Source organism: Burkholderia sp. GW821-FHT14F03, from assembly GCF_058803765.1.
This window is the reverse complement of record NZ_JBXAPG010000019.1, coordinates 18,818-36,729: the sequence shown is the minus strand read 5'-3', so window position 1 is coordinate 36,729 and position 17,912 is coordinate 18,818. Positions and strand designations below refer to the sequence as shown.

The 17,912-nt window shown below is 64.4% G+C and carries 20 protein-coding genes; all 20 read right to left on the bottom strand.

Annotation, left to right across the window (positions count from 1 at the left end; translation table 11 throughout):
- Window positions 1-15 precede the first annotated feature (15 nt).
- Window positions 16-1,446, bottom strand: coding sequence for a hypothetical protein (locus AC1RQF_RS14940; RefSeq protein ID WP_492872354.1), 1,431 nt, complete (start codon window positions 1,444-1,446; stop codon window positions 16-18).
- A gap of 100 nt (window positions 1,447-1,546) precedes the next feature.
- On the bottom strand, window positions 1,547-2,044 hold the full coding sequence (locus AC1RQF_RS14935) for a lysozyme (protein ID WP_492872353.1): 498 nt from the start codon (window positions 2,042-2,044) through the stop codon (window positions 1,547-1,549).
- Window positions 2,037-2,267, bottom strand: coding sequence for a hypothetical protein (locus AC1RQF_RS14930; RefSeq protein ID WP_492872352.1), 231 nt, complete (start codon window positions 2,265-2,267; stop codon window positions 2,037-2,039). Before AC1RQF_RS14930 ends, AC1RQF_RS14935 begins: the two co-directional genes overlap by 8 nt.
- Window positions 2,268-2,509: 242 nt before the next feature.
- Window positions 2,510-3,094, bottom strand: coding sequence for a catalase family protein (locus AC1RQF_RS14925; protein WP_273996533.1), 585 nt, complete (start codon window positions 3,092-3,094; stop codon window positions 2,510-2,512).
- The gene (locus AC1RQF_RS14920; RefSeq protein WP_492872351.1) at window positions 3,094-4,509 is read right to left on the bottom strand and encodes a hypothetical protein; all 1,416 of its coding nucleotides are present in this window, start codon (window positions 4,507-4,509) and stop codon (window positions 3,094-3,096) included. The genes AC1RQF_RS14925 and AC1RQF_RS14920 overlap by 1 nt, the downstream gene beginning before the upstream one ends.
- Before the next feature lie 179 nt (window positions 4,510-4,688).
- A complete protein-coding gene (locus tag AC1RQF_RS14915; protein ID WP_273996536.1) occupies window positions 4,689-4,877 on the bottom strand; it encodes a hypothetical protein in 189 nt (62 codons plus the stop codon).
- Window positions 4,878-4,888: 11 nt separating this feature from the next.
- Window positions 4,889-6,430, bottom strand: a complete 1,542-nt coding sequence (locus AC1RQF_RS14910) for a hypothetical protein (protein ID WP_492872350.1) — start codon at window positions 6,428-6,430, stop codon at window positions 4,889-4,891.
- Window positions 6,431-6,438: 8 nt separating this feature from the next.
- A complete protein-coding gene (locus AC1RQF_RS14905; RefSeq protein ID WP_273996538.1) occupies window positions 6,439-7,101 on the bottom strand; it encodes a DUF2612 domain-containing protein in 663 nt (220 codons plus the stop codon).
- Window positions 7,101-8,279, bottom strand: coding sequence for a baseplate J/gp47 family protein (locus AC1RQF_RS14900; RefSeq protein ID WP_492872349.1), 1,179 nt, complete (start codon window positions 8,277-8,279; stop codon window positions 7,101-7,103). The genes AC1RQF_RS14905 and AC1RQF_RS14900 overlap by 1 nt, the downstream gene beginning before the upstream one ends.
- Complete coding sequence (locus AC1RQF_RS14895) at window positions 8,276-8,629, bottom strand: contractile injection system sheath initiator (protein WP_273996540.1); 354 nt, start codon at window positions 8,627-8,629, stop codon at window positions 8,276-8,278. The genes AC1RQF_RS14900 and AC1RQF_RS14895 overlap by 4 nt, the downstream gene beginning before the upstream one ends.
- A gap of 9 nt (window positions 8,630-8,638) precedes the next feature.
- A complete protein-coding gene (locus AC1RQF_RS14890) occupies window positions 8,639-9,385 on the bottom strand; it encodes a Gp138 family membrane-puncturing spike protein (protein ID WP_492872348.1) in 747 nt (248 codons plus the stop codon).
- Window positions 9,386-9,523: 138 nt separating this feature from the next.
- On the bottom strand, window positions 9,524-10,489 hold the full coding sequence (locus AC1RQF_RS14885; RefSeq protein ID WP_492872347.1) for a phage protein: 966 nt from the start codon (window positions 10,487-10,489) through the stop codon (window positions 9,524-9,526).
- Complete coding sequence (locus AC1RQF_RS14880; RefSeq protein ID WP_492872346.1) at window positions 10,486-10,794, bottom strand: phage baseplate plug family protein; 309 nt, start codon at window positions 10,792-10,794, stop codon at window positions 10,486-10,488. The genes AC1RQF_RS14885 and AC1RQF_RS14880 overlap by 4 nt, the downstream gene beginning before the upstream one ends.
- Window positions 10,791-11,354, bottom strand: coding sequence for a phage baseplate protein (locus AC1RQF_RS14875; protein ID WP_273996544.1), 564 nt, complete (start codon window positions 11,352-11,354; stop codon window positions 10,791-10,793). The genes AC1RQF_RS14880 and AC1RQF_RS14875 overlap by 4 nt, the downstream gene beginning before the upstream one ends.
- Window positions 11,355-11,362: 8 nt before the next feature.
- On the bottom strand, window positions 11,363-13,648 hold the full coding sequence (locus tag AC1RQF_RS14870; protein ID WP_492872345.1) for a mannosyl-glycoprotein endo-beta-N-acetylglucosamidase: 2,286 nt from the start codon (window positions 13,646-13,648) through the stop codon (window positions 11,363-11,365).
- Window positions 13,641-13,796, bottom strand: coding sequence for a DUF6889 family protein (locus AC1RQF_RS14865; RefSeq protein ID WP_492872395.1), 156 nt, complete (start codon window positions 13,794-13,796; stop codon window positions 13,641-13,643). The genes AC1RQF_RS14870 and AC1RQF_RS14865 overlap by 8 nt, the downstream gene beginning before the upstream one ends.
- Before the next feature lie 35 nt (window positions 13,797-13,831).
- Window positions 13,832-14,356, bottom strand: a complete 525-nt coding sequence (locus tag AC1RQF_RS14860) for a phage tail assembly chaperone (protein WP_273996547.1) — start codon at window positions 14,354-14,356, stop codon at window positions 13,832-13,834.
- Between the two features lie 2 nt (window positions 14,357-14,358).
- Complete coding sequence (locus AC1RQF_RS14855; protein WP_252986759.1) at window positions 14,359-14,799, bottom strand: phage structural protein; 441 nt, start codon at window positions 14,797-14,799, stop codon at window positions 14,359-14,361.
- Window positions 14,800-14,814: 15 nt separating this feature from the next.
- Window positions 14,815-16,290 carry a DUF3383 domain-containing protein gene (locus AC1RQF_RS14850; protein WP_492872344.1) on the bottom strand — a complete coding sequence of 492 codons (1,476 nt, stop codon included), beginning with the start codon at window positions 16,288-16,290 and terminating at the stop codon, window positions 14,815-14,817.
- A gap of 9 nt (window positions 16,291-16,299) precedes the next feature.
- Complete coding sequence (locus AC1RQF_RS14845; RefSeq protein ID WP_492872394.1) at window positions 16,300-16,890, bottom strand: phage neck terminator protein; 591 nt, start codon at window positions 16,888-16,890, stop codon at window positions 16,300-16,302.
- Window positions 16,891-17,912 lie beyond the last annotated feature (1,022 nt).

Sequence of the window (17,912 nt, the reverse complement as noted above, 5' to 3'; positions counted from 1 at the left end):
ACAGCCAAGCGCCGGTCAGTGCGCGCGCCAGTTCGCCCCATTGCAATAGGCCGGCACGGACATCGCGCCGCCGCCTGTCAACGTATTGTCGTAAGTGGGCGATGCCGCGTCGGAAACGGCATACACGAGCCCTCTCGACGCGCCGTTGCATGCGGGCAATGCCGCAACGGTCGTCACCGGCAGTCGAATCCCGCCGTTGGTCACGACCCGGCCCGATCCCTTCGGCGCCAACACGACGTCGACGTCGTTGGCCGCGCCATTCGCGGACAAGGTTGGCGCCGCGGATGCGCTGCTGCCGACAGCAAGCCACGATGTACCGCCCACGCCGAACACCTGAAACTCGATATTCGAGAATGCATGCGACGTGAAGCTCGCGGTGCTCGCGCCCTGGACGTCGAATGCGAGCCCCACCGACGCATCGGCGCCGCGCGCCGCGATCGAGGGAGAATAGCCGCGTGCACCGCCCTGCTGATACAGATAGTTGACGTTATTGCTGTTCTGGTCGATGCGAACGGCTTGATTCACCAAGGCCCCGCCCAGGCTCAACGTACCGGGGCCGCCGATCGACGCATTCGGATACAAGCCGATCAAAGGGGCAATCGTTCCAGCCGGATTCTCACCGACCGAGAGGAACATCGGGCGATAACGCCCCTGGCCGGCATAGAGCGTCTGCAGCCACGCGCCGTCAGGACGGAGCGTCAATGCCACGTTCTCCTCGTTCGCGCCCATCAGCCCTTGCAGGCGCAGCGTGGCCAGTTCGTCGTTGATGTTCGCGTACTGCTGCAGGGTCGCGTTCGTCAGCGTGCCTGCGTCGACGCCGAGCGTCAGGCTGACCGGGCTCCGGAAAGTCGCCGGATACGCGATTCCGTTGATGTAGACCATCCCCTTGTCGAAGATCGAGGTAAACGGCTGGCCGCCGACGTAGGTGACCGAGGTGCCGTTGACGTTGACCGTGGACGTCGTCGACGTCGCGACGAAGTAGTAGGTCTCGTCCTCGGTCGCGGCAAAGGTCACCGGGCCGCCGGTCGCGGTCTGCACCGTCAGGTGGGATGGATCGAGAACCGACGCGACCTTGTAGCGCGTCCCGTCCAGATAGAAGTACGGCAAGCCGGCCCACGACGGATTGAATGCCGCGCCGTTTTGCAGCGTCACCTGGTTGGTTCCGCTTTGCGTGCGCGCAATGCCCTGCGCGCCGTGCGTGTAGATCTGCCATTCGGTCGGGTTGTCGGTGATCTGGCTTTGCACGACGTTCCAGTTCGCGTGAAACTGGCTTTGCCAGTATGTGCCGGGCTGGTCGGGCCAGCCTTGCAGGGTGGTTTGCACGCTGGGGCCAGAGATGCTCGCGGTCGCGGACAGCGTGGAAACCGCGAGATTCTGGTCGGCGTGGGAAATTGGCGCTTGAGTCAGGGCGATGCTGAACAACGCGGCTATCAACCAATCTTTCATTTGTAGGATTCCACATTTATATCATTTGAATGCACTGGCAATTTCACGATCTACTGCCGTCAACCCGACGACACTGCGAACACACGCGTCGCCGCTTCGCTCAAAGATCGCGCTCGCACAATGCGCGCTCGTCCGCGCGACGCCTCACCAGCCCGGGCAACACACGCCCGTTGGCCGTCACCCATTGCGGCTGACCGCTGTCGGATTGGTTCAATGCGCGGCAGGCCCCACGCCAGTCCCCTGTATTGAAACGCTTGGCCGACGTGCTCGCGCAATACGCCGATACGCCGACGTTGTAGGCGAAACTGACTGCAGCCGCGAGCTGATACGTGTGTCCTTTCAGGGCGGGCGTGCAACGCAACACCGGTTCGGCGTGCGCGATCAGTTGACGCTTGAGCGACTCACGGCATTCGGCGTCGCTGTATCGTCGACCGACCACGACGTTCGTCGTGTCGCCCATGCATTTCGTGGGAATCCCGACCGGGTCGAGATAACCGACCAGTCGAATGCCTTCGTGCTGTGGAACCGTGGAAAAAAGAAGGGCTGCAGTCGCAGCCCCCACTATGCTCACCAGTGTCTTGTTCGGCCTGTCAGCCATCGGCGAACTCCCGCTTTCCTTTATTCTTGATCAGGTAGCCCGCCTGCAGGCCGATATAACCCAGTGTCGCCAACGCGACATACCAGTTGATGTCGTGGCTCGTCAGCCACAGCCAGAAATTGCTGCCCACGGCAGGCGCAGCCTTAACGGCACTTGCAATGATTTCGCTCTTCATCGCGCCCTCGAAAAGAAACCGCCACCCGAAGGTGGCGAGGATGAACAATCGGTCATTCCTGTTCGACGTGAATCGGGCGGGAAGCACGGCCCGTCCGCCGCCGATAGCGGCGGCATGACGACCTTCATCTCGATCTCCTACGCCCTTCCCTGCACAGCAAGATCCGCTTCGATCCCTTGGTCGTTCATGCACCGTCGGATATTCGTGCCGCTGCGTTTCAAGAAAACACGCACGCCGAGCGCTCGGAGCACACCCGGCATCGCCGAATCAACCAATCGGCACAGGTTCGGTCACTCCCACGTGATTCCAAGCACCGACGCGACGTCGGCGCGCTGCGCATCGACCTCGCTCATCAACGCAGCGAGTCTGGACTGGCAGGCATTGACCCAAATCGCGAAGCCGGCCATCACGCCTTGGGCCTGCGTCTGCGTATGCGCGACCAATGCCCATTTTCCAGCGGAATCCTCGCAGTAGAGCAAGCCGCCCATCGCGTATTGCGCCACGGCCGACTGATTCAGCTGGTCGGTCAGCGCACTCGGATAGGTGTGCACGCTGCCGAGCGCCGACGACGCGAATCCGGATGTGATCGCCGTCTGGCAGGCCGCGTAAAGCGCCGCGGTTTTCGCGCTGCGTGCTTCGGCGAGCGTCACGACGGGCGCGACGTAAGGATTGACCTTCACTTCGCCCGAGGCGATCGCCGCTTCCAGCATTGAGTAGGCATCGGGTGTTGCGACCGGATGAATGTGATACGGGAGGTTGTTGAAGGTGGTGACGTAGCCATCCGTCGCGGGCGACGCGGACGAGGCGGTAACGGTAGGGCCGAAGCCCAGTTGCGCGAACGTGATCGAATCCTGCTTCATAGTCGTGGTCTCCATCATGCGATTCTCCAGCAAAAGCCAACGCTAGCGGACGCCGTGAAAGGCCCCGCCACATTCGAACCTCCCGCTGCGATCCCCGAGAAGCTGTAACCTGCATTCGAACACCAGTACGCCCACGCGCCGCCGCTGGGCAGCGTGAAATAGCAGTTCGCGCCACCGCCCGTCGTCATGATGTTCGTCCACTGGCCGACGCCTCCCAGGTTGCTTGGGCGGACACCTGATCCAATTCCGGCGGACCCGCCAATGCCGTTGTAGGAGAAACCGTCGCAACAGAGCATCGCCGTCGAGTTCGGCGGCAAGACGATCGACCGGGTGCTTCCGTATGAGGTATTGAAGTTACCCGCATTGAGCGTGAGGTTGCCGGGACTGGAGTTGTAGAAAGCAAGGCACATCCCGCCGTTGCCAACGGCACTCGGCAGCGTGATCGTGAATCCACCGGCGTTTCCGGTCGGCGGCTGAAACAGGTAGCCAAATTCACTGCTCGAAATCGTATAGTCGCCGGACACGGCCACGATGCCTCGATAGCTTCCCGCCTGACCGAACTGCATCGCATGGCCAGGCTGGCGCGCCGCGCCGACAAAGATCGGCGCGGCATTCGGGCCCACGCCGAGCGCGGCAAGATCAGCTTCTTGCGAATAGAGCGATGGCTGATTTCCAAGTTCGACCTTCATGCGGCCAAACCCGACCGAACCCGCCACGCCCGATGGCGAGCCATTCACATATCGATGGACGAGGGCGCGAACGCATCCTGCGGGGGTGATGCCGGTGGCGCTGAGGTATGTCCAACCCGAGCCCCCCGCCAACGTATCGGATGCGCAGATCGTGCCAAGCGACGCTCCCGACGCGCTCACGCCCTCGATGCGAAACTGAGCCGTACCGCCGCTCATCCCAGACGTATAGACCACGCTGGAAATCGTCACCGGGATACCCGCGCTCAGTGGAAATTGGACGGACGCGTCATCGACCGGAGAACCCGATAACGCCAACGCATTCGCAAAATATGTGTCGTTGTTCGGCGACGCCATTGCCGAAAAAATATTCGACGTCCATCCGGCATCGCCAAACTCGGCGGAGCCGTTGAACAGCAGATTCGCCCCGTTTACGCCATTCAGCTTCTTCGCGCTGTTCACCCCAACCGCGTTCACCGCTGCCGGCACCGCTGTTTTCAGGTTCGCGAGCAACGTCTCCGTCGTACCGTCGTCGAGCGCATCGCGGCCGGAACAGTCAGCGATGAATTGCGCCAGTACCGCCGTCATGATCGAGCTCTGTCGCCAAACCTTGTTCAGCTGCCTGGATTGAGCAAGCCCGGACTGGAATCCGGAAACGCGGGCAGGGAGTGCAGCATACGTCGACTGATCGACCACGCTGGCTGACAGTCCTCCGCCAAAAACGAGAAATTCGTTGTTTTGCATAATTAAATTCACCTAGATTGATCCGGACGGGCCACGGACACCGACCATGCAGATACAGATAGCCGGCTGCTATCGATCGCGACCGCATGGCGCCTACCCTTCCCGCGTATTTCGAATGCACTAAGAAGCCGAACGGCCCACCTCACCCTCATATAGATCGGCATCCTCAACGAATTCCATCAGACTGATACCGGATCTGGAAGAATCATCGACCGTTCAGGATAGGCGGCGTAGAACGCGGCGTAGCGCTCATCTCGCGCCTCGATCGAGCCCTGATGCGGGAAAGTTTCGATCGGCTGCGGCGACGTGAAGAATGCGATGATCTCCCGTTCGTCAGCATCGCGAAACGCAACAAGCAAAGATCCCATTGATCCTCTCCTTAGAACGTATACCCCGTGCCGATATAGGTGAACCCCAATGAAGCAGGCGTTCCCAAGAACCGATACCAAAGGAAAATGGTTTGAGGCGTGAGGATCGGTACATTGACAAACTGTGCCGAGCTGCCGGTCGACGCCACGTTCGACGTCAAGCTCCCGCTGCCGATCGCATCCCCTGCCATGCTGATGTTGAATACGCCCGCGCTGTCGTTCCCCGCTGTCGCGTATCCCCGGAATGTCTTTGCGTTCCTCGGGCACAGTCCGGAGCAATCGACGGCGTGCCACTGCGGCCCGCCGTCCACCGCCACGCCCAGGATTCCCACGGGAGGCACCCAGACAGCGCGATCCAGTTGCCGGAACGGGAGAAATTGCCCATTTGCATTGGTCCGCACTACGCTGACCAGCGAGGATGCGGTATAGCCCGGCGGCATATTGACGCCCGAGTAGACCTCAGGCGCCAACGTCCGGGTTACGTCCGTGGCCAACAAGGCCTGCCGTGCGTTCGCCGGGTTATAGATCGCGTAGAGCGCGACATAGCCCGATGCCGGCGCGCTGCCCATATCCATCCCGCCCAGCCCTGTCGTGGCAAGATTGATCGTCTGATTGAAGTTCGCGAGCTTGTAGCCGAAGCCGCCGAGGGCAGTCCCGACGACGATTTCATCGGCCGTCATGGCTGCGGACACACTCGGCGAAACGACGGACATCGTCAGATTCCGAACCGACCCGACGACCGGCATCGGGGCCGCGGCAATACTCGCCTCCTGCGAGTAGAGCGATGGGGTGTTGCCACGCTCGATCTTGATTCGGCGGAAACCAAGCCCGAACGGCCGCACGTTGGGGGAAGTGTCGACGCCCCGGCGTACGACGACTTGAGCCGTCCCCGTCGGCGTAACGCCGCTTACGTTCGCGAAGGTCCATGACGAACCATTCGATACCGTCGCAGGTCCGGCGAAAACGCCGAGCGATGCGCCGCCCGACGTGAACGCTTCAAGCATCACATAGGCGCGACCTGCACTCACGCCCCCCGTGGTCATCTCGCCTGAAACCGTCATCGGGACGCCGGCACCGCACATCACGACTGCAGACACGTCCTCGGTCGCCACGGAGACTGCTGCCGTGTTCAGGAAAATCGTCCCTCCACCTTTCGCATCGGCGACGGAAGGGAAATTGCTGCTGCCCCATCCCACGTTGCCGAACTCCCCCGACCCGTTGAAGAGCAGGTTCGCCGCATTCGCGCCGTTGATCTTCTGCGATGAATTCACGCCGGCGTCATTCACCGCCGCCGGAACGGCTTGCTTCAGGTTCGCAAGCAGCGCCTGCGTCGTGCCGTCGTCGCGCGCCTCCTTGCCGGTGCAGTCCGCAATGAATTGAGCCAGCACCGCCGCCATGATCGAACTCTGCCGCCACACCTTGTTCGCCTGCGCCGATTTCGCGATCCCGATCGAGAACCCGCCCCCGCGCGCATCCATCGCGGAATAGCTCGCCTGATCGATCACATTGGCCGCGCCATTCCCGCCGAACACGAGAAAATCATTGTTTGCCATTTGTCTTCCTATGCAGGAACGCCCCATGCTCCGCGATCGAGCCCGGCGACGTATTGGTTATCCATGTCGAGCCCGAAGAGGGGCTCCCCGTCTGCTGTGGTGACGAGTGTGAAGTTGACGCGCACGCCTTCCGGCTTCAACGGGATGTATCCGCCCGCCAGCAACGCCAGGAACACCGCCGACGGCACTCTCCCCGAAATGCCGATCGTCATCGACATATCCTGGTTGTCCTCGAAAAACGCATGCGTATCCGGGCCGAAGATGCTGTTCAGAATGGCCGCGCTCGACGCCAGCGTCCCGTCCCAATGATTCGCACCGATCTTCGCGCGGATCACGAGCCGGTACGTGTCGTCGTCGAGCATCACCAGGCCCATGTCCGGGTCGTAAGGCCCTTTCCAGATCCCCTGGTCATAGCCGATGCCCGAGAGGTCGAACGAAAAGTAGACGTTCGCGAGCTGCGCATTGATGCGTCTCGACACCCCCACCCACATCCCGATCGCATCGAGCTGCACGCCTTTCGCCACATCGAGATCGAATTTCTCCGGCATCGACCCGATGGCATTCAGCTGCTCCACGAGCGGCCCCACGAGCGCGCCCACGGTCGACGAGAAGCGCGGCCGCTCCCGGTGCTCGGAGGTGATCAGGCCGATGTACTCCTCGAGTTCGGCCATCAGATCACCACCGTGACGTCGTCCGGCGAACAGGCCGCCGCTTCGTTGAACAGCAGCGGAACATCGGGCGCGCCGCTCCCGCGCGGTCCGGACAACGCGAGACCCGCGAGCTTGAAGGTCCGCCCGCCGCCCACGCCGTTGGCCGCCGTCAGCGCATCGCCCCACTCGACGCTGCCCGACAGCCCCCCGCCGATCGGCAGCGCGTTGACGTAGTCCGCCACCGCCTGCCGGATCTGCTGCCCGGTCTGCGTCGTATATCCCGCCAGCGCCTTCAGATTGACGGTGGCCACGATGCGCGCCGCGGCGGGCCGGAAGAACTGGATCGTGATCGGACGGTCGTAGACGTCCTTGACGACCACCGCCGTCTGGCCGAAGGTGCCCGCTCCCGGCGTCTTCTTCGAGGCGATGGCCTGCGCGACCAGCTGCGCGTCGCCGCCCTCGACCACCAGCGACACGGCATGCGGCGGAATGCCGTTCTTGTCCGTGTCGCTCGTATCGTTCTCGTAGGCGACATAGCGCGTCACGCCGGCCACGTTCGCGACCGCGCCGATGATCCCGTCGAGCACGGTCATCGACGGCAGCGCGGTCGAGATGGTCTGCCGCAGCCGCAGCGCCGCATCCGACTCGACCGGCGCGCCGACGGCCGCATCCGCCGGATTGATCACGCTCTGCCAGCCGCGCATCGGCGTCGCGATCTGCGCCACCGTGCCGGCCCGCGCCGCCACCGCGCCGATCCGCGCGCAGGTCGCGGTCACGGTGATTTCGCCGCTCGGCGGAATCACGACACTCGCGGGCAACTGCCACTTCTCGCCGTTCTCGTCCCGGGCCGTGCCGTTCGTGATGGTCGCGCCCGCCTGTCCGACGAGCCGCAGGTCGACGCTCGAGTACGACGCGAGCTTGCGCGCGATGCCGTTGATCTTCACGTTGCTCGACAACGCGGCGCCCTGCGCCGTGGCCGGGCTGAAGGCGTTGTAGATCGCGATCGCGGTCGCGTTGACGTCGCTCATCGCCTTCGCGAACACCGCGAGCAGCTGGCCGTCCTGGCTGTCGGGTTCGAGGTAGGCGTCGACGCCGTAGATCGCGCGGAACTTGTCCTGAAGGTACGCCAACACATCGGCATAGGCCGGCGCCGTGATGCCGTTCGCGTCGATCGTGGGTGCAAGGGTGGAAAGCGTCACAAGGTCACCTGTATCTGAGTGGGGCCGTAAAGGGTGTCGAGCGCCGCGGTCACCGTCAGCGTGCGCTGCCCGGAATCCAGCGTGCTCGCGTAGTCCGTGATCTCCGCCGCGCCCTGCGTGCCGAGGATGCATTGGCGGATCGCCGCGTCGTAGGCGCCTCCCGTGTACTTGCCGAGCACCTCGGTCGTCCACGGCATCCCCGCCGACGTATCGAGGAACCACTCTCCGCGCAGCAGCTTCAGGCGCGTGAGCACGGCCTGCGCGACGGCCTCGGGAGAATCGGCCAGGAAATCGGCGGATTGCCCGCCAAACACGTAATCGCCATCGGTATCGAGTTTTCGGTATCGCATCGAAATGCCTCAGTTGACGTTGCCGGTGTTGCCGCCGCCGGGCTGGACACCGCCATGGGTATGCGTATCGTCGATGCGCTTGCCGTTCGCCAGCACCTGTCCGACGAAGTCGATCGCGCCGCTGATCCTCGCGGCCGCGCCGCTCGTCGCGCTGCCGACCATGCCGCCGACGAAGGTCAACAGGCCCTGGATCGTCACCGCCGCCGAGAACGTCGATTGCGGCGCGATCACGTCGAAGCCGCCGGGCGCGACGATCGTCACCTTCTGCCGGCTCGGATCGAGATCGATATAGGTCGCGCCGTCGTCGCTGCGCAGTTGCGTGGAGTGCCCGCTGACGTTGGTCAGCGCGCGCGGCCGCGAGCGGTAGCCGAGCAGCACGAAGCCGTCCGACAGGTCATGCATGCGCAGTTCCGCCTGGTCCTGCACGCCGCCCGATTGCCACCAGGCGTCGATGCAGCGCGACGCGAACACCACCAGGCACTCATCGCCGGGCATGACGGGAAAGGTCAACGCGCACTGGCCGCCCGCCGGAAACTGCACCGGGCAATCGACCAGCACCTTGAACGGAATCGAGGCCACGGCGCCGTCCGCCGCCTGGCGCTGCGGCTTGATCGCCAGCTGTACCGCGCAGGTTTGCAGGGCCGCGTCGAACGAATCGACGATGGCCGGCAGCGCGGTCCAGAGATCGCTGCGCGACGTACGCAGCATGGCGCGCAGTGCGGCCGCCGAATCGCCGTATTTCTGAAGTTTGTCCATCGCTGAAAGAAAAAGAACGAATTGCTGGTTGGTCGGCCGGCAGTGCGCCTGACGGGTCGTGCGCCGCCCAGTAATTTGCAGTGCGAATCATGATCGACATAACCGGAACCGCTCGATCATCCGCCCCGCGGGCCGCACTCAGCCTCTTGGCTTCACGGGCCCCACACCGCCTCCCGTCGCGGACGGCGAAATCGATTGATCGACAGCCACGCACGTCAGCGTCGAATACCACGCGGTGCCGCGCGTATCCCCTTCATGCTCGACCTTCACGATCTTATATAGACCATCGCTGCGCGGCTTCGCCGGATCGGCGCCTGTCGTCCTGGCCGGCGAACCGGCACCGTTTTCGCCGGGTTTCACGACCGTCTTCGACAGGCTCTTCTCCTCGATCCGAACCAGGCCCGAGACGCTTGCCTTCGGATTCAACAGACACTTGACCGTGACCCCGTTCTGCTCCCGGGTCGGCATCCCGATCATGCCCGTGCTCGAGCTCAGTTCGAGCGCGTCGCCCGGGATGTAGCTGTTCTGCGGCACCATCTGGAACTGCGTGTCCTGGATCGACCAGTCCGCACCCAGGTTGCGCGCGGCGTTCTCCAGGACATCGCGCGCCATCGCGAACACGAGCTTGCCGCGCGGCAGCGGCTTCGCCTCGAATGCCGGCAGGTAGCCGACGCTCAGGCCGTACGGCTTCATCGTCTCGATGGCCGCCTGCACGTGATCCATGCTGGTCGAGCCCCCCGCGAAGGTCTGCTCGACCACGGCGTTCGTGTACCAGTCATCGCCGCTCGATGCGTCGATCTCGATCACGGTTTCCGTCGGGCTCGACCGGCCGCGCCGCGTCTGCGTGATGTTGCCGTCGAAGATCACGCCATATGCGCCCTGCGCGTAGCCGGCCTGCAGCACGACCCGCGTGAATTCCTCGCCTTGCAGCCGATTCGCGGTGTTGTCCGACACATTGAAGATCCGCACATGCAGGCGGTTGAGCGTCTGGATGTCGTCGCGCCGGATCTCGAAGCTGAAACGCAGCGCCGACAGGTCGAGCGCATCGCCCGCCGCCGGCCCGACGACCAGCGATGCCTTGCGGCCGAATTGAGTCGTGCTCATTGGTCGGTCACCCAGTACAGGCGCGCACCCGCGCCCAGGTTGTCGAAGTCGGGCACATCGTCGGGATGCGCCGCGCCCTGCACCCGCAGCGCGCCCGCGAAGCCGAGGTATGCGTACTGCGCGAGCAGGTCGATGCCCGTCACGAGCGGAATCCCGGCCACCAGCGGGCCGCCGTTGACATCCGCGATGTCGAGCACCCAGCCGCCGGGCCCGCGATACACGAGCGTGAGCCGGTACAGCACGCCGCCCAGCGAGATCTTGAAGGTCTGGTTGTCGCCCGAAAGCGGGATTTCATAGATCGTCATCGCCATTGGTCCGGTGGAGACGCGCCGCCCGGCGCGGGGTTGGCGGGCGCGAGCTGCTTCGTGCCCTGGTCCTGGAGTTCCGACGTCGCGGCCGGCTGCGCCTGATTCGCCCTCGGCGCGAGCGTCGTCGCCTTCGTGTCGACCACCAGGATCTCGCGCAGCGTCGCCTTGACGATCAACGCCGCGCGATTCTTCACGTCGGTGCTGACCGCGAGCCCCGCGATCAGCATGTTGCTGTACCGCCGCCGGCTCGTCGTGACGTTGAACCTCTCGCACCGCTGCTGCAGCGCAAGCAGGCGCGAATACACGCCGTTCACGTAGTCCGGGTTCGACAGCGTGCCGTTGAAATTCGTCTGCGACGCGCCGAGCAGTGCCTTGTAATCGGCGTTCGACCAGCCGCACTGCAGGATCACTTCGCTCGGCCGGCGATAGGCGTGATCGCTGATCTGCGCCCCGTTCTCGACGGGATGATCGACGATCGTCAGCTCGTCGTTGTACTGCTCCTCGATCGAGACTGCGATCTCGATGTTGTCGATCCACTTGCTCGATAGCAAGACCATGTCGAACGTCATTGCAGCACCCCTCCCACTTGTCGGGCCAGGTCGTTGGCGACCCGCGCCTGGTGGCGCGCCACTTCGCGGCCGGTCGCGCCCGCATCCTGCACGCCGTTGATCTCGATCGTGACGTTCTGCCGGATCTCGACCGGGCGCGGGCCCGCCGCGTCGCCGAAGCCCGCCGCGCCGTCGAGCCCGGGCATCTGGTACATCGCCCGCGTGTTCTCGATCGCCTGGGTCATCTGCGCTTCCGTGATCGACGCGCGATTCTTGCCTTGACGGTCGTAGAACGTCATCCGGCCATCCGAAATCCGTCCGGATTCGGTCCGCATGCCGGCGGGGACCGCCACGCTTGCCCATTCCTTCGCCGTCGCGTATACGGCATCGCGCACCTGGCCGCTTTTCCCCGTCACGAAATCCATGATGCCGCACCGCTTGGTCTTGACGAGGTAGTCCTCGAAGATCCGGTCCTGCATCCCGCGGTCGAACTTCTCGCTTCCGCTCAGCCCCAGCGACGCAGCCGCGTCCGACAAGGTGTCGCCGATGATCTGGTAGCGCCCGGCCGCGTTGAAGCGGTGGCTGCGCTGCGCCGCCATGACCTCCGCGACCGTCATGTTCTCCAGGTCCTCGGCGCCTGACTTGTAGCCATGCGCCTTGCCGCGATTGACCGAGCCATAGTCGCCCTCGCCGCGTGCGATCAGTTGCGCGAACATCGAATGGGCAAGACCGCGCCCCGCGCCGGGATCACCCGACGGCGACGCCTGTTTCGCATCCCAGATTTTTTTCGCCTTGGCCTGCCACTCACGGACGTCCTCGAATTCGTCCTTCTTCATTCCCCCGCTATACAGCATCAATTCGAGCCCCGCCGCCAACGGCCCACCCACCCACGGCCAGGCCCGACCCGCGAATCCGCCGATCTCGCCCAGCGCCCCGCGTACGAGCGGCCCCGCACGCCCCGCCGCCCCGCGCACGAACAGCCCCGTACGCTCCATCGCTCCGCGCGCGACCGGCCCCGCGCGCTCCATCAGCTTGCCGGCGCCCGTCCACATCCGTCCGGCCGCGCCGCGCCCCCGCTCCAGCAGGGTGCCCGCCTTCTCGGCGACCCAGCCGGCCATCCGCTTGACGCCGCCGCCGATCCGCTTCGCAAGGCCCGCCTTTGCCGCGCCGCCTTCCGTTGCCTCGATCGCCTCGCCCACGGAACCCAGCGCCTCCACCAGCTCCTTGATTCCGCCGATCAGCTTGCTCCCGCCCAGCACCTTGAACGCACCGATCAGCAGCATGAGGCGCGTCGACCATCCGCCCGTGGCCGTATCGAGGGCGGCGAACTGGTCCGCGACGAACAGCACCCCGCCGCCCACCACCTCGGTGCCCTTTCCGACCACGCCCGCCACTTCGCCGCCACGCTTCTCGATCACCTCGCGATGCTCGTCGGTCCATTGCCGGAACTGCTTGATCAGCGGCCCCGCGCCGTGCAGCAGCGCACCCTGCGCCTGCAGCACCAGGTTGTCGTACGTCACGCCCAGTTCGCGCAGCTCCGCCGCCGCCCGATGCGCGTCGTCCGCCGTCTGGTTCAGGCCGGTCTTCCGCATCACCTCGCGATTGCGCGCGAACGACTTCGCGAAATCCCCGTCGCGCAGCGCGGACAAGGTCTTGTCATCGATCTCGAAGGTCTCGCCCAGCTTCCTCGCTTCGCCGGCCGGCAGCTTGTCCATGCGCGCGGCCATTTCAGCGAGCAGTTCCGCCGAGTCGCGCAGCTGGCCCTTGGCATCGCGCGTCTGGATGCCCATCTTCTTCAAGAGACCTTCGTTCGAGGGCGTCCTGCTCAACGCATCCGACAGGTTTCCGACGGCCTCCTCCGCCTCTTCGGTGGTGACGCCGACGTCGCGCGCCGCGTATTCAAACGCCTTCAGGTTCGCCGCCGAGGCGCCTGCGCGCCGCGACGCGAAATACAGGGTCTCGTATTTCTCGGCCACCGAGACCAGGCCCTCGCCTGCCTTCTTCGCGCCTTCCGAGATCTGCTCGACGCCGCCGGCCGCAATATCGAGCACTTTCTGGCGCTTCGTTCCGGTGCCCTTGCGTCCCGCCGCGTCGTTCAGCTTCTCGACCTTCGCGGTCAGCGCGACCAGCTCGTTCCCGGCCTGCTTCGCGCCGTCCGAGACCTTCTTGAACAGATCGCCGACGCTCTTGGCCATTTCCTCGACGCTCGTCTTGAAGTCGTCGAGCTTCTTCTTGTCGCCCTTGTCGTCGAACCGGAACCGTGGAATGACCAGGGGTTCGCTCATCTCATAGGTGTCAGCCATGTTCCCGCTCCAGCTTGCGGCGCAGGGCCGCGTGGTTGTCCGCCCGGACGGCGAGCGCGTCGTTCAGCAACGCGACGTCGGCCAGATCCAGCGTCCCGTCCTTCAGGCTCTCGAACGTGCAGAGCCCCTCGAGGACGGGAGCGAGGATCCAGTCCTCGCCCCCGGGCAGCGTCCGGATCCAGCCTAGATCGCCGCCGGGCTGCTCGTTTGGCTGGTAAGCAGCCCGCGAATAAAAGGGCCGAGATTGGCGATCACGACGCGCGCGACGAGCGGCAGCATCACGCCGAGGTCGAGGTCGTCGAACATCGCCGTCTGCTGGGCCGGCGACCAGATGCGCGACCAGCCGTGATCCTGGCGCCGCTCGACCACCGACAGGCAGGTGCCGAACACATACTCCGCATCCTCGTCGCGCAGGCCCGCGAGCGCATCCGCGAACGGCTGCAGCACCGGCGTCACGACATCGACCATCCGCAGCACGTCGCGCACCGCGCCCGCGTCCTCCCGGGCGTCCGCAGCGCCCGCCGCCTCCGGCGCGTCGGCCGGCCCGCGGACCGGGACGAGCGCGTCGTACCCGGTCGCGAACCGCATCAGGACCGGGATCAGCGACGGGATGATCGGTGCAATCCGGCGCGACACATGAAACTGCTGCAGCGCGCTCAGCTTGCCGACGGCGTAACGCTCGCCGTTCAATTCGATTTCCGTCGCCATGGTCAGTACGCTCCGAGCATCCGGTCGATCTTGGCCGCGTCGAACACCCACTCGAGCACGTCGCCATCCTTCGCGTACTTGATGTCCGGCACCTTCTTGAACGCGCAGGTGCGCGCCGTCGCGACATCACCCGCGGCCGCCTGGCCGATCGCGATCAGGTTCTTGCCCCAGAGGCGGCTGTCGAGCGACTGGGCCTGATAGAGCGACATCAGCTTCGCGTTCGACGGCGAGGTCTTGAGCAGACGGATCGTCACCGTGCCGGACTTGTCGGCGTGCAGCGTGTGCATCACCTCGCCGTCGGCGCCGACGGTCATCGTGTTCTTGTCACCCGCGGCCGCGATGGTGATGCCTTCGTCCGCGTTGCCCGAGCCGGAGCCCAGCGAAAAGACCCCGCCGGGGCCGACGAGCGTCGCGGTGACGTCCTGGAAACTGTAGGTTGCCATGTTGATTTCCTCTCCTTACCGGTTGACGTTGATGAGGATGTCGACGCTGTGAATCGCGCCGGCTTCCTTGGCGGCGACCTGGAACGGCACCGCCTTGCGCGCCTCGCGATCGGCCTGCGACTGCGTCGCGATCGGCGGCGCGTACACGTAGTAGCCCTTCTCCAGCGTGTCGCCCTGCGCGAGCGCGCCGAAACCGGCGCTGTTCCACACGCCCGCGGCGAGATAGCCGTTGTTCACCGCCGCCTCGCAGGCAGCCGAGATCTGCGCGGCGATCTGTGCGTTGCCGGCGTCGGTCTGCGGCACCTTGGTCGGGCTCTGGTACAGCAGGTTGTAGACGTCGGTCTCGATGCGGTTGCGGAACCAGATCGCGTTGTAGACCGAATCCGCGAAGATCCCGCTCGGCGTCACACCTTGCTGGATGATCGACGTGTCGTTGCTGTACGCGACGAACACATTGCAGCGCTTCGCCTGCAGCGCGTTTGCCTGCGACGTGGTGAGCGCCTCGGCCGCCACGGCCGGCTCCTGCTTGAACATCAGCGTGATCGTCGTGTTGTTGCCGTTGAAGTTCACGGTCAACAGCCGGCCGAGCAGCGACACCACCGCATACGGCGACGCGCTCGAATACTGCGCGATCGTGTACTTGAGCTTGAGCGTCTTGAGACGGCTCGCGAGATCGGTCGCCACCGTGGCGTCGAGCGATTGCGGATTCTGCGTCGTGACGCCGTACAGGTGACGCTGGTCCGCCTCGATCAGGTTCGCGACCGCGATGTGCTGATCGTCGGCGACCGACGCGTCGGCGATCGACAGGCCGAGGAACTGGTTCGCGAAACGATCGAGGAACAGCGCGACGGCATCGGTCGGCTGCTCGGCCGCGATGCCGGCGACCGGCGCGCCGGCGACGTCGCTCGTCAGGCCGAGCAGCGCCGACACGTCGGTGCCGGCCTGCGGCGCGGACGCATAGCCGACCGTCGACTTCGCGCCCGTCGTGCCCGACGTCGCGACGAACTGCTGGCCGGTCCAGGCGAAGGTCACGCCCGGGAATGCCGTGTTGAGCACCGTGGCGACGCCGTTCAGGTTGGTCTGCGCCGAGAAGTCGAGACCCGATGCGCTCTTCGCGGCGCCGTCGACCGAAATCTTGAACGCGCCGGCCGTGATCGCGCGCCATGCGCCGATGTCCTGCTGCGCCGCGGACAGCACGCCGCCGCGCAACGAACCGGCGGTCGCCGTCTTGGCCCAGCGGCCGATGCACAGGGCGCGCGGCTGCGGCGTCTGGTTGAAGTACAGGGCGGCCGCGACATACTCGGGCGCATTGGTGCCGAAGTCGGCCGTCACCGCATCGATACTGCCGTAGGCGCGCAGACGCTCGGTGGTATCGATGACGGCCGACGCGCCGAGAATCAGTGCCGTGTTCAGGTTCGCGCCCTGCGCCGCGAGCGGCGACATGTTGATCGAGACATTGATCAGGCGCGATACCGGCAATCCATTGGACATGCTGGACTCCTAGTGGTGGATGTTGCAAATGCCGGCCACGGGATTCGACGCATCAGTCGTCGTCGCCAGCGTGGCCGATTCGAGGTGACGGACCGCATAGGTCCGGACAAGCTTGCGGCGCAGCGTGACCGTGAGGTCGCAGCGCCGCGCCCACTGCTGACTCGCGGGATCCGCCGCCGCGCGGATCTCGCTCGTGCCGACGAACGCCAGGTCGTGTGCCTGCAGCTGTTCGCGGTTCTGCGGCACCGCGCAGCCATCGACGAAACGCTGGGCGTAACCTCGGGCGCGGGGGCCATAAAACGTCGCCAGCACGTCGATCGACTGGTGCCGGGTGTAAAGATCCTGACCATCGCCGGCGCCGTCGTGCACGATCGACGGCGCCGCGTCCTGGGTCAGCGCGGTCACGCCGAACACGCACGCGTCGACGGTCGGATCGGGATCGGGCTGGCCCGCCATCTGCAGGTGCGACTTGATCTGCGCGTCCGGCAGGCCGGTGACGCCCGCGATCAAGGCATGCAGCTGCGCGTCGAAGGCGTCGTCGTTTTCCGGAGGCGCGCCATTGCCTGACGCGAGGTAGCCGCCCGTTGAGCTGTCGTTCATGGAGTTCATTCCGAAGGAATGCCTATCCGGCAGCGCGCGAGGTCGCACGTTGTCCGGAGGCGAGGCGGGAACATCGCGGCCGATCGCAAGCAAGCGAGATCGGCCGCGGACGCGTTCCTGGTGTCAGGTTCGTGTGCCGGTTCCAGCCGGTGAATCAGAAATTTCGCTGCGACGAATCCGCGACGCGGGACATCGGATGCAGCAGAAATGCGAGAAGCAAAACAAAAAGCCCGCACTAGGCGGGCGTTCTACATATGCCGACCTCCCGGAAGGGAACAGGTCGCGCAATTAAGCGGTTTCGGTCATCTGGATATTAATTTAATTCATTAAAAATTTGCCTGCAAGCGCCTGTCGAAAATATTTTTATATTTCCACAAGACCGCAATCATCACTCTTCCATATTGCATGGGCATGATTTTTAATTTTGCCACTCTCGTCGGATATACGGCATGCGACGAGCACACCGCATCAACACCAACCCCGAAAAACAAAAGCCTGCACAAGGCAGGCCATCTTCCCGACGCACCTCTCCCCCGGGAAGGAATCAGTCGCGCACTTAAGCGGGTTCGGTAATCTGAGTATCACTTTAATGCAACTCTTTTGACTCGACAAGTAGCCGGAAGAGAAAATCAAGATATCAAGCCGCCACCATTAATTTTCAACAATTCACATTCGATATCTTAATCTTAATGAATTATTTTTTATTGATTTACAGACATTCACATTGAAAACGGAGCCTGGATCGACAACTGCCGAGCAAAGGCCCGCACCGGGCGGGCCGTCCCTTGTCAGCCTGTTCTCGGAAAAGAATGGAGCGGGCGGCGCGCGATGGCGCGCCACTCCGTTCCGGAGGACACCTAGCAAAAGTACTGCCGAGACACCTCGATCACTCGCCGCACATGCGCGAGCGCATCGATACGCGGGCCGTGAACGGCTTGTGCCGCACTTTCATGGCGGCGCGCGCGCCTCGCTCGCCGCGCTTTCCCCACCAACTCCCAAACCCTTCCAATCTCAGAATTGCC

Bases quoted from the DNA above. Each gene is read 5' to 3' on its own strand.
- AC1RQF_RS14925 (WP_273996533.1), bottom strand. From the start codon at position 3,094: ATGGAGACCACGACTATGAAGCAGGATTCGATCACGTTCGCGCAACTG.
- AC1RQF_RS14845 (WP_492872394.1), bottom strand. From the start codon at position 16,890: ATGAACGACAGCTCAACGGGCGGCTACCTCGCGTCAGGCAATGGCGCG.
- AC1RQF_RS14940 (WP_492872354.1), bottom strand. From the start codon at position 1,446: ATGAAAGATTGGTTGATAGCCGCGTTGTTCAGCATCGCCCTGACTCAA.
- AC1RQF_RS14860 (WP_273996547.1), bottom strand. From the start codon at position 14,356: ATGGCGACGGAAATCGAATTGAACGGCGAGCGTTACGCCGTCGGCAAG.
- AC1RQF_RS14915 (WP_273996536.1), bottom strand. From the start codon at position 4,877: ATGGGATCTTTGCTTGTTGCGTTTCGCGATGCTGACGAACGGGAGATC.
- AC1RQF_RS14920 (WP_492872351.1), bottom strand. From the start codon at position 4,509: ATGCAAAACAACGAATTTCTCGTTTTTGGCGGAGGACTGTCAGCCAGC.
- AC1RQF_RS14870 (WP_492872345.1), bottom strand. From the start codon at position 13,648: ATGGCTGACACCTATGAGATGAGCGAACCCCTGGTCATTCCACGGTTC.
- AC1RQF_RS14905 (WP_273996538.1), bottom strand. From the start codon at position 7,101: ATGGCCGAACTCGAGGAGTACATCGGCCTGATCACCTCCGAGCACCGG.
- AC1RQF_RS14850 (WP_492872344.1), bottom strand. From the start codon at position 16,290: ATGTCCAATGGATTGCCGGTATCGCGCCTGATCAATGTCTCGATCAAC.
- AC1RQF_RS14895 (WP_273996540.1), bottom strand. From the start codon at position 8,629: ATGCGATACCGAAAACTCGATACCGATGGCGATTACGTGTTTGGCGGG.
- AC1RQF_RS14890 (WP_492872348.1), bottom strand. From the start codon at position 9,385: ATGGACAAACTTCAGAAATACGGCGATTCGGCGGCCGCACTGCGCGCC.
- AC1RQF_RS14910 (WP_492872350.1), bottom strand. From the start codon at position 6,430: ATGGCAAACAATGATTTTCTCGTGTTCGGCGGGAATGGCGCGGCCAAT.
- AC1RQF_RS14935 (WP_492872353.1), bottom strand. From the start codon at position 2,044: ATGGCTGACAGGCCGAACAAGACACTGGTGAGCATAGTGGGGGCTGCG.
- AC1RQF_RS14855 (WP_252986759.1), bottom strand. From the start codon at position 14,799: ATGGCAACCTACAGTTTCCAGGACGTCACCGCGACGCTCGTCGGCCCC.
- AC1RQF_RS14885 (WP_492872347.1), bottom strand. From the start codon at position 10,489: ATGAGCACGACTCAATTCGGCCGCAAGGCATCGCTGGTCGTCGGGCCG.
- AC1RQF_RS14875 (WP_273996544.1), bottom strand. From the start codon at position 11,354: ATGGTCTTGCTATCGAGCAAGTGGATCGACAACATCGAGATCGCAGTC.
- AC1RQF_RS14880 (WP_492872346.1), bottom strand. From the start codon at position 10,794: ATGACGATCTATGAAATCCCGCTTTCGGGCGACAACCAGACCTTCAAG.